The following is a 10,301-nucleotide window of genomic DNA, read 5'->3' on the forward strand; positions in this document are numbered from 1 at the left end:
GCCGGTTCCGCGAACAAAACGTTCGCAATCGAGGGCGGCTACCCGCTACCGAGCGGTAGGTGCGACGATCGGACGGCACAACTCAGCGTCAGGTGAAAGCAGAGGAAGTCGGCCATGGCAACGGCGCCCAGCGTCTCCTACTCGATGACGGTCCGGCTGGAGGTGCCCGCGAGCGGAACCGCCGTCTCGCAGCTCACCACCGCCGTGGAGTCCTCCGGAGGCTCGGTGACCGGCCTCGACGTCACGGCGTCCGGTCACGAGAAGCTCCGCATCGACGTCACCATCGCGGCGACGTCGACCGCGCACGCGGACGAGATCGTCGAGAAGCTCCGCGGCATCGAGGGCGTCACCCTGGGCAAGGTCTCGGACCGGACCTTCCTCATGCACCTCGGCGGCAAGATCGAGATGGCGTCGAAGCACCCCATCCGCAACCGTGACGACCTCTCCATGGTCTACACGCCCGGTGTCGCCCGCGTCTGCATGGCGATCGCCGAGAACCCCGAGGACGCCCGCCGCCTCACCATCAAGCGCAACTCCGTTGCGGTCGTGACGGACGGCTCCGCCGTGCTCGGTCTGGGCAACATCGGCCCCAAGGCCGCGCTGCCCGTCATGGAGGGCAAGGCGGCCCTCTTCAAGCGGTTCGCCGGCATCGACGCCTGGCCGATCTGCCTCGACACCCAGGACACCGACGCGATCGTCGAGATCGTCAAGGCGATCGCCCCGGGCTTCGCGGGCATCAACCTGGAGGACATCTCCGCCCCCCGCTGCTTCGAGATCGAGGCCCGGCTGCGCGAGGCCCTCGACATCCCCGTCTTCCACGACGACCAGCACGGCACGGCGATCGTCGTCCTCGCCGCGCTCACCAACGCGCTGCGCGTCGCCGGCAAGGCCATCGAGAACATCCGGGTCGTCATGTCCGGCGCCGGCGCGGCCGGTACGGCCATCCTCAAGCTGCTGATCGCCGCGGGCGTCAAGAACGCCGTCGTCGCCGACATCCACGGCGTCGTGCACGCGGGCCGCGAGGACCTGGTGGACGCCGCCCCGGACTCGGCGCTGCGCTGGATCGCCGACAACACCAACCCCGAGGGCCTCACCGGCACGCTCAAGGAGGCCGTGCGCGGCGCCGACGTCTTCATCGGCGTCTCGGCCCCGAACGTCCTCGACGGCGACGACGTGGCCGCCATGGCCGACGGCGCCATCGTGTTCGCGCTTGCGAACCCGGACCCGGAGGTCGACCCGGCAATCGCCCGCCAGACCGCGGCCGTTGTCGCCACGGGCCGCTCGGACTTCCCGAACCAGATCAACAACGTGCTGGTCTTCCCGGGTGTCTTCCGCGGCCTGCTGGACGCCCAGTCCCGTACCGTCAACACCGAGATGATGCTGGCCGCCGCGACCGCCCTCGCGGACGTGGTGACCGAGGACGAGCTGAACCCGAACTACATCATCCCGAGCGTCTTCAACGACAAGGTCGCGGGCGCGGTGGCCGGGGCGGTGCGCGAGGCCGCCAAGGCGGTGGGCGCGGCGGCGGTCAGCCCGTCCGGCGTCTGAGGGGCAAGCCCGTCCGGCGGCTGAGGGAGCGGGCCGGACAGGCGGCGCCAGGGTCCGGGGGCGGCCGCCCCCGGACTGTGAGCATCCCCACGGCGGCCCGGGGACCGGCGCGTCGCGAAACCCTGGTCAGCAGGGGGCTCTATCGTGTCGGCCAGGCTCAGGCCCTCTTTTCGTGTGACTCCCCAAGGGTGTTCCCACGACTCCTGCGGGTGCCGGATTGGCTTTCCCGCCGCAGGTAGAGGCAGGATGCGTCCCTGGGCGCGAGGGTCTGACGACGGACCCGGGTCCGGGGACTCATGGAGGACCCTGGCAGCATCGGCTTCGATCTGACGCCTCAACGGCAAGATGAACACGGGAGTAACAACATGAACCGCAGTGAGCTGGTGGCCGCGCTGGCCGACCGCGCCGAGGTGACCCGCAAGGACGCCGACGCCGTGCTGGCCGCGTTCGCCGACGTCGTCGGCGACATCGTCTCCAAGGGCGACGAGAAGGTCACCATCCCTGGCTTCCTGACCTTCGAGCGCACCCACCGTGCCGCTCGCACCGCCCGCAACCCGCAGACCGGCGAGCCCATCCAGATCCCGGCCGGCTACAGCGTGAAGGTCTCCGCGGGCTCGAAGCTCAAGGAAGCCGCCAAGGGCAAGTAAGCGTTCCATCGCGTGCGCCGTGGGCAACTGCGGGCCGCCTGTGGCTGGTCGCGCAGTTCCCCGCGCCCCTTCGGGGCGCGAGCCGCCGAGAGCCGCATGAAATGCCGAGGGGCGGCCACCTGGTTCAGGTGGCCGCCCCTCGGCGTGCACGGTCCGGCCGGGACTACCCGAGCGCCTTGCCCGGCAGCTCGACCTTCGCGCCCAGCTCGACGAGCTTCTCCATGAAGTTCTCGTAGCCGCGGTTGATGAGACCGATGCCGTGGACCCGGGACGTGCCCTGGGCCGCCAGGGCCGCGATGAGGTACGAGAAGCCGCCCCGGAGGTCGGGGATGACCAGATCGGCGCCCTGGAGCTTGGTGGGGCCGGAGACGACCGCCGAGTGCAGGAAGTTGCGCTGCCCGAAGCGGCAGTCGGAGCCGCCCAGGCACTCGCGGTAGAGCTGGATGTGCGCGCCCATCTGGTTCAGCGCGGACGTGAAGCCGAGGCGGGACTCGTAGACCGTCTCGTGGATGATGGACAGGCCCGTGGCCTGCGTCAGGGCCACCACCAGCGGCTGCTGCCAGTCGGTCTGGAAACCGGGGTGGACGTCCGTCTCCAGCGCGATGGACTTCAGCTGGCCGCCCGGGTGCCAGAAGCGGATGCCCTCGTCGTCGATCTCGAAGGCACCGCCCACCTTCCGGTAGGTGTTCAGGAACGTCATCATCGAGCGCTGCTGCGCGCCGCGGACGTATATGTTGCCCTCGGTCGCCAGCGCCGCCGACGCCCAGGACGCGGCCTCCAGCCGGTCCGGCAGGGCCCGGTGGGTGTAGCCGCCGAGCTTGTCCACACCGGTGATGCGGATCGTCCGGTCGGTGTCCATCGCGATGATCGCGCCCATCTTCTGCAGCACGCAGATGAGGTCCTCGATCTCCGGCTCGACGGCCGCGTTGGACAGCTCCGTGACGCCCTCGGCGAGGACGGCCGTCAGCAGCACCTGCTCGGTCGCGCCGACGGACGGGTACGGCAGTCGGATCTTCGTGCCGCGCAGCCGCCGCGGAGCCTCCAGGTACTGGCCGTCCGCCCGCTTCTCGATCTTCGCGCCGAACTGCCGCAGCACCTCGAAGTGGAAGTCGATGGGCCGGCCGCCGATGTCGCAGCCGCCGAGACCGGGGATGAACGCGTGGCCGAGACGGTGCAGCAGCGGGCCGCAGAACAGGATCGGGATACGGCTCGAACCCGCGTGGGCATCGATGTCGGCGACGTTCGCGCTCTCCACGCGCGTCGGATCCATCACCAGTTCGCCGGGCTCGTCACCCGGACGGACCGTCACACCGTGCAGCTGCAGCAGACCCCGTACGACCCGAACGTCGCGGATGTCCGGAACATTGCGCAGCCGGCTCGGAGCGCTGCCCAGCAGCGCCGCCACCATGGCCTTCGGTACGAGGTTCTTCGCACCGCGGACACGGATCTCGCCCTCCAGCGGGGTTCCGCCGTGGACAAGCAGGACATCGTCGTTGACGGTCATGAATCTCGCGTTCCGTGGAGTCGGGCAGGGGCCAGGAGGGAAAGGGTAATCGCCCTCCACCCCCCTTCTGTAAGCCTGAGTCAGACCCAGCCACGTCATAGCTCTGTCACAACACGAACCGTTCCGTGCCGGGCACATGGGGTCACGGTCACACCCGTGCGCGTGAGACGCATCGGTGCGCCCCTGAGCTGCACGCACTCCGGTCGCCCGCATTGCTCCCCACGGAAAGGGAAGATGCGGGATCATGTCTGGCATGACCGAGGTGTCCTCGCTCACAGGGCGGTTGCTCGTGGCCACGCCCGCCCTGGCGGACCCCAACTTCGACCGTGCGGTGGTGCTCCTCCTCGACCACGACGAGGAGGGCTCCCTCGGCGTCGTCCTCAATCGCCCCACCCCGGTGGACGTGGGCGACATCCTGGAGGGCTGGGGGGATCTAGCCGTCGAGCCCGGTGTGGTCTTCCAGGGCGGCCCGGTGTCGCTGGACTCGGCCCTCGGGGTCGCCGTCGTCCCCGGCGGTGCGAGCGGGGAGGCGGCGCCGCTGGGCTGGCGCCGGGTGCACGGCGCGATCGGGCTGGTCGACCTGGAGGCCCCGCCGGAGCTGCTGGCCTCCGCCCTCGGCTCCCTGCGGATCTTCGCCGGGTACGCCGGCTGGGGCCCGGGCCAGCTGGAGGACGAGCTGGTCGACGGCGCGTGGTACGTCGTCGAGTCCGAGCCCGGCGACGTGTCCTCCCCGTCCCCGGAGCGGCTCTGGCGCGAGGTCCTGCGCCGCCAGCGCAACGAGCTGGCGATGGTGGCGACGTACCCCGACGACCCTTCGCTCAACTGATGTCTGTGACCTTCAGTACCCTTGGGCCTATGAGCACTCTCGAGCCCGAGCGCGGGACTGGTACGGGGACCCTCGTAGAGCCGACGCCGCAGACCTCCCACGGTGACGGTGACCACGAGCGCTTCGCCCACTACGTCCAGAAGGACAAGATCATGGCGAGCGCCCTCGACGGCACCCCCGTCGTGGCGCTGTGCGGCAAGGTCTGGGTGCCGGGCCGCGACCCGAAGAAGTACCCCGTGTGTCCCATGTGCAAGGAGATCTACGAGTCCATGGGCTCCGGCGGCGACGACAAGGGCAAGGGCGACAAGTAGGCCCGGTCCGCGTGGCGTAAAGCCTCCAGGGTGCGTTTTGCGCGCCCTGGAGGCTTTTGTGCTGTCCGGGCGTTGCACGGGGTGCGTCTGCCGGTCACAGAGTGGTTGAGACCTCTTGTGGGCGTGTTCATGCAGTCCCTAGCCTCCGATGTGTTGTGCACAGCGAAACCTTCATTGCGCATGCTGCAACACCCTCTCGGAGGAGCACTCCATGAAGCTGTCCGTCCGTCTCGCCGGCCTCAGCGCGCTCGCCGCCCTCCTGGCCACCTCCTGCGCCCCCCAGACCTCCGGCAACACCTCCTCCGACAAGGACGAGAAGACCGGCACGCTGCGCGTGTGGCTCTTCCAGGAGGTCGGCAACACCCCCAAGGAGAAGGTCGTCGACTCGGTCGTCGCCGACTTCGAGAAGGCCCACCAGGGCACCGAGGTCAGCGTCGAGTACATCCCCGTCGAAACCCGCGCCCAGCGCGTCAAGGCCGCCTTCAACGACCCCGCCTCCGCGCCCGACGTCATGGAGTACGGCAACACCGACACGGCCGGCTATGTGAAGGACGGCGGACTCCTCGACGTCACGAAGGAGTTCGGCGACTGGAGCGAGGCGAAGGACACCGACCCGACGGCCAGACAGTCGGTGACGGTGGACGGCAAGGTCTACGGCGCGCCGTTCTACGTGGGCGTCCGCGCGCTGTACTACCGCACGGACGTGTTCGAGGAGCTCGGACTGTCCGTCCCGAGGACGATGGCCGAACTCGCCTCCACCGCCCGCGAGATCCGCGCGGCGAAGCCCGAGCTGTACGGCCTGGTCGTCGGCGGGGCCTACACCTACGGCGCGATGCCGTTCGTGTGGGCCAACGGCGGTGAACTCGCGAGCGGCAAGGGCGGCTCCTACGCCTCCGGCATCGACAGCCCGAAGGCCCGCAAGGGCATCGAGGCGTACACCTCCCTCTTCGGTGACGACAACTGCCCGGCCGCCAAGTGCGCGGGCATGGGCGGCAACGACACGATCTCCGCGTTCGCCGCGGGCAAGGCGGGCATGGCGATCGGCGGCGACTTCAGCCACACCGCCGTCGAGGCCGGGAAGGTCAAGGGCAAGTACGCCGTCGTCCCGCTGCCGGGGGTGAAGCCCGGCTCGATCGCACCGGCCTTCGCCGGCGGCAACAACATCGGCGTCCTGAAGAGCACGTCCCACCGCACGCTCGCGGTGCGGCTGATGGAACAGCTCGCCTCGAAGAAGACCCAGGCCGAACTCTTCGACGCGATGGGCTTCCTGCCGACCTTCACGGACGTCCGCCGGCAGGTCGCGCAGGAGGAGCCGTTCGTGAAGCCCTTCGTCCAGACCCTCTCGGCCGGCACCAAGTTCGTCCCGGCGTCCCCCGCCTGGGCCCAGATCGACTCCCAGCTCGTCCTGCCGACCATGTTCCAGGAGATCATCAGCGGCAAGAAGAACGTCGCCCGGGCCTCCGAGGACGCCGCGAAGAAGATGAACACGGCGTTCGGCTCCGCGGGGTGAGCGGGGTGAACGACAGCAGGGAGTCGGCGGCGGCCGAGGCGGTCGGCGCGGACCCAGCGGGGCCTGACGTGGATCCGGCGGGGTGTGACGCGAGGCCGAGCGGGGCGGCTGGGGCCGCTGCGGGCGGATCCGCCGCGGCCGGGGACGCTAGGGGCGGATCCGCCGCGGCCGGGGTCGCTACGGCCATGGCGGGTCGTTCTGCGGATCCCGCCGCGGACGGGCCCTCCGAGCCCAGCGCCTCCGCGCGGCCCGGCGAGTCCCGCGTATCGGCCGTGCGGCCGCCGGTCGGGCCACCCCCGGGCCGCTCTCCGGATCCCGCCGCTCTCGGGCCCGCGTCGGCGGTGCCGTCACCGGGCGGAGGGGGCCGTGGGGGGCGCCGGGGTCCGGTCGGTGTCTCGCCGCTCGTGTCCGGGAGGTGGACGCCCTGGCTGTACCTCGCGCCCGCGCTCGTCGTGCTCGGGGGGCTGCTCGTCTACCCGATCTACCAGCTCGGGCTGATCTCCTTCTTCCAGTACACGCAGGCACAGGTGAGCGGCGGGGAGCCGGCCACCTTCGAGGGGTTCGGGAACTACACCGAGCTGTTCGGGGACCCGCAGTTCTGGCAGGTGCTGCTCGCCACCGTGCTGTTCGCGGTGGCCTGCGTCGTCTCCACGCTGGCGGTCGGCTGCGCCCTGGCCGTGCTGCTCACGCGCGTGCGGGCCGTGCCGCGGCTCGCGCTGATGCTCGCCGCGCTCGGGGCGTGGGCGACCCCGGCCGTGACCGGCTCCACGGTGTGGCTCTTCCTCTTCGACCCGGACTTCGGCCCGGTCAACCGGGTGCTGGGCCTCGGCGACCACTCGTGGACGTACGGCCGGCTCAGCGCCTTCCTCCTCGTCCTGCTCGAAGTGGTCTGGTGCTCCTTCCCGTTCGTGATGGTGACCGTGTACGCCGGCATTCGCGCCGTACCCACCGAAGTGCTGGAGGCCGCCTCCCTCGACGGCGCCTCGCAGTGGCGGATCTGGCGTTCCGTCCTCGCCCCGATGCTGCGGCCGATCCTCGTCGTCGTCACCATCCAGTCGGTCATCTGGGACTTCAAGGTCTTCACGCAGATCTACGTCATGACGAACGGCGGCGGCATCGCCGGCCAGAACCTGGTCCTGAACGTCTACGCCTACCAACAGGCCTTCGCGTCCTCGCAGTACGGCCTCGGCTCGGCGATCGGCGTCGTGATGCTGCTGATCCTGCTCGCCGTCACGCTGGTGTACCTGCGGCTGCTGCGCCGGCAAGGGGAGGAACTGTGAATCCGCTGCGCGCCCGTGTCCGCCGCCCGGGCCGGCCGGCCGCCGAGGCCTCCGCCCTGCTGATCGCGCTCGTCGTCGCCTTCCCTCTCTACTGGATGGTGCTGAGTGCCTTCAAACCGGCCGGGGAGATCGAGTCCAGCGAGCCCCGGCCGTGGACTCACGCTCCCTCCCTGGATTCCTTCCGACGCGTCTTCGGGCAGCAGGAATTCGGCCGTTACTTCCTCAACAGCCTCATCGTCGCGGGCTGTGTCGTGATCGCCTCCGCACTGATCGCGTTTCTCGCCGCGACCGCCGTGACACGATTCCGCTTCCGCCTCCGGACCACCTTGCTGATCATGTTTCTGGTGGCCCAGATGGTGCCCGTGGAAGCCCTCGCGATCCCCCTCTTCTTCCTCATGCGGGACGCCGGTCAGCTGAACACGCTGGGCTCGCTGATCCTGCCCCACATCGCCTTCTCGCTGCCCTTCGCGATCTGGATGCTGCGGGGGTTCGTGAAAGCCGTTCCCGAGGCGCTGGAGGAGGCCGCGTACATCGACGGGGCGAGCCGGGCGCGATTCCTCTGGCAGATCCTTTTCCCGCTCGTCCTGCCGGGTCTCGTGGCCACCAGCGTGTTTTCCTTCATCTCCGCCTGGAACGACTTCCTGTTCGCCAAGTCGTTCATCATCAGCGACACCTCCCAGTCGACGCTCCCGATGGCGTTGCTGGTCTTCTACAAGCCCGACGACCCGGACTGGGGCGGCGTCATGGCGGCGTCCACGGTGATGACGATTCCGGTGCTGATCTTCTTCGTGCTCGTGCAGCGACGGCTGGTGTCGGGGCTGGGCGGGGCGGTAAAGGACTGACGTGACTGAACTGATCCCGGCTCCCCGCAGTGTCGTCGCCGGTGAGGGGGAACTACGGCTGACGGCCCACTCCCGGCTCCACGCCGGCACCGGCACGGAGGGCGTCGGCCACTGGCTGCGCACCGTCCTGCGCGATGCCACCGGCCTGCCCTTGCGGGAAGGGCGGGAACCCGACGACGCGGGCGGCGACGGCGTCCGGCTCCGACTCGACGCGGGGCTCGGCGCCGAGGAGTACCGCCTCGTCAGCGACCGTGACGGTGTCCTCATCGAGGGCGGCGGCCCGGCCGGTGCCTTCTGGGGCGCCCAGACGCTGCGCCAGCTCCTCGGCCCCGACGCGTACCGCAGGGCCCCGCTCGTCAGCGACCGGGTCTGGGCCGTGCCCCACCTCACGATCGAGGACGGGCCCCGCTTCCCCTGGCGCGGTCTCATGCTCGACGTCGCCCGGCACTTCACGCCCAAGGAAGGCGTCCTGCGTTACCTCGATCTGATGGCGGCGCACAAACTCAACGTCTTCCACTTCCATCTGACGGACGACCAGGGCTGGCGCATCGAGATCGAGCGGCATCCGCGGCTGACCGAGATCGGCTCCTGGCGCACCCGGACCAAAACCGGCCACCGCGCCTCCCCCTTGTGGGAGGAGAAGCCGCACGGGGGCTACTACACCCAGGACGACATCCGCGAGATCGTCGCCTACGCCGCCGAGCGGCATATCACCGTCGTCCCCGAAATCGACGTGCCGGGACACTCGCAGGCCGCCATCGCCGCGTACCCGGAACTCGGCAACACCGACGTCATCGACACCACCGCCCTCTCCGTCTGGGACACCTGGGGAATCAACCCGAACGTACTCGCCCCCACTGACAACACCCTGCGCTTCTACGAGGGCGTCTTCGAGGAAGTGCTGGAGCTGTTCCCCTCGGAGTTCGTCCACGTCGGCGGCGACGAATGCCCGAAGGACCAGTGGCGGCGGTCGGCGACCGCCCAGGAACGCATCCGGGAACTCGGGCTCGCGGACGAGGACGAGCTCCAGTCCTGGTTCATCGGGCACTTCGACACGTGGCTCACCGCGCGCGGGCGCCGGCTCATCGGCTGGGACGAGATCCTCGAGGGCGGCCTGGCCGAGGGGGCGGCCGTGTCCTCCTGGCGCGGCTACGCCGGGGGCATCGCCGCCGCCCGGGCCGGCCACGACGTCGTCATGTGCCCCGAGCAGCAGGTGTACCTGGACCACCGTCAGGCGCCGGGCCCCGACGAGCCGGTACCGATCGGGTGGGTGCGCACCCTGGAGGACGTCTACCGGTTCGAGCCCGTTCCCCCGGAGTTGACGCCCGAGGAGGCCCGGCACGTGCTGGGCACCCAGGCCAACCTGTGGACCGAGGTGATGGAGGACCAGGCGCGCGTGGACTACCAGGCGTTCCCCCGGCTCGCCGCCTTCGCCGAGGTCGCCTGGAGCGCCCTGCCCGCTCCGGCGGAACGGGACTTCGCCGGCTTCGAGCGCCGTATGGCCGCCCACTACCGGCGGCTCGACGCCCTGGGCGTCGCTTACCGGCCACCCGCCGGCCCGCTGCCCTGGCAGCGCCGACCCGGGGTGCTGGGCCGCCCGATCGACGGCCCGCCCCCGAACCGGTAGCACCCGGCCGCCGCTACCGAACAGCTCGAACAGGCCACGGAAAAAGCGCACAAGGGTCACCGAAAGTGCCAATCGGCGCGCACTGGCGAACCCATGCGAAAACGGACTATCTCGCCGGTGAGGTGGGCGAATGCCTCCTAGCGGACCCGTGTCTTCGGCTCTCGCCAAGATGTGCCAGAGTTGCCACGTCCGCCCTGTCAGCACGT

9 protein-coding genes are annotated in these 10,301 nt (G+C 70.1%); 8 read left to right on the forward strand and 1 reads right to left on the reverse strand.

Annotation, left to right across the window (positions count from 1 at the left end; all coding sequences use genetic code 11):
- Positions 1–114: 114 nt before the first annotated feature.
- Together ACSUPV_RS25050 and ACSUPV_RS25055 are read left to right on the forward strand one after the other, a co-directional pair.
- A complete protein-coding gene (locus ACSUPV_RS25050) occupies positions 115–1,548 on the forward strand; it encodes an NAD-dependent malic enzyme (protein WP_037767457.1) in 1,434 nt (477 codons plus the stop codon).
- A 365-nt stretch (positions 1,549–1,913) separates the two neighbouring features.
- Positions 1,914–2,195, forward strand: coding sequence for an HU family DNA-binding protein (locus ACSUPV_RS25055; RefSeq protein WP_003990598.1), 282 nt, complete (start codon positions 1,914–1,916; stop codon positions 2,193–2,195).
- A 163-nt stretch (positions 2,196–2,358) separates the two neighbouring features.
- Here the strand turns inward: ACSUPV_RS25055 and murA are convergent, their stop codons facing one another.
- On the reverse strand, positions 2,359–3,699 hold the full coding sequence (murA, locus tag ACSUPV_RS25060; RefSeq protein ID WP_031113138.1) for a UDP-N-acetylglucosamine 1-carboxyvinyltransferase: 1,341 nt from the start codon (positions 3,697–3,699) through the stop codon (positions 2,359–2,361).
- A gap of 253 nt (positions 3,700–3,952) precedes the next feature.
- Here murA and ACSUPV_RS25065 point away from each other — a divergent pair, with 253 nt between their 5' ends.
- From ACSUPV_RS25065 to ACSUPV_RS25090, 6 genes are all read left to right on the forward strand, one after another.
- Entirely contained in the window at positions 3,953–4,525 is a 573-nt protein-coding gene (locus ACSUPV_RS25065) for a YqgE/AlgH family protein (protein WP_031113139.1), read from the forward strand.
- Positions 4,526–4,554: 29 nt separating this feature from the next.
- A complete protein-coding gene (locus ACSUPV_RS25070) occupies positions 4,555–4,836 on the forward strand; it encodes a DUF3039 domain-containing protein (protein WP_031113140.1) in 282 nt (93 codons plus the stop codon).
- Between the two features lie 211 nt (positions 4,837–5,047).
- On the forward strand, positions 5,048–6,346 hold the full coding sequence (locus tag ACSUPV_RS25075) for an extracellular solute-binding protein (RefSeq protein WP_037767454.1): 1,299 nt from the start codon (positions 5,048–5,050) through the stop codon (positions 6,344–6,346).
- 341 nt (positions 6,347–6,687) lie between these two features.
- Complete coding sequence (locus ACSUPV_RS25080) at positions 6,688–7,626, forward strand: carbohydrate ABC transporter permease (protein ID WP_037865458.1); 939 nt, start codon at positions 6,688–6,690, stop codon at positions 7,624–7,626.
- Entirely contained in the window at positions 7,623–8,468 is an 846-nt protein-coding gene (locus ACSUPV_RS25085) for a carbohydrate ABC transporter permease (protein WP_436948599.1), read from the forward strand. The genes ACSUPV_RS25080 and ACSUPV_RS25085 overlap by 4 nt, the downstream gene beginning before the upstream one ends.
- Before the next feature lies 1 nt (position 8,469).
- Entirely contained in the window at positions 8,470–10,095 is a 1,626-nt protein-coding gene (locus ACSUPV_RS25090) for a beta-N-acetylhexosaminidase (RefSeq protein ID WP_382609762.1), read from the forward strand.
- Positions 10,096–10,301 lie beyond the last annotated feature (206 nt).

This window comes from Streptomyces sp. SudanB52_2052 (assembly GCF_964272415.1).
Classification (GTDB): domain Bacteria; phylum Actinomycetota; class Actinomycetes; order Streptomycetales; family Streptomycetaceae; genus Streptomyces; species Streptomyces olindensis.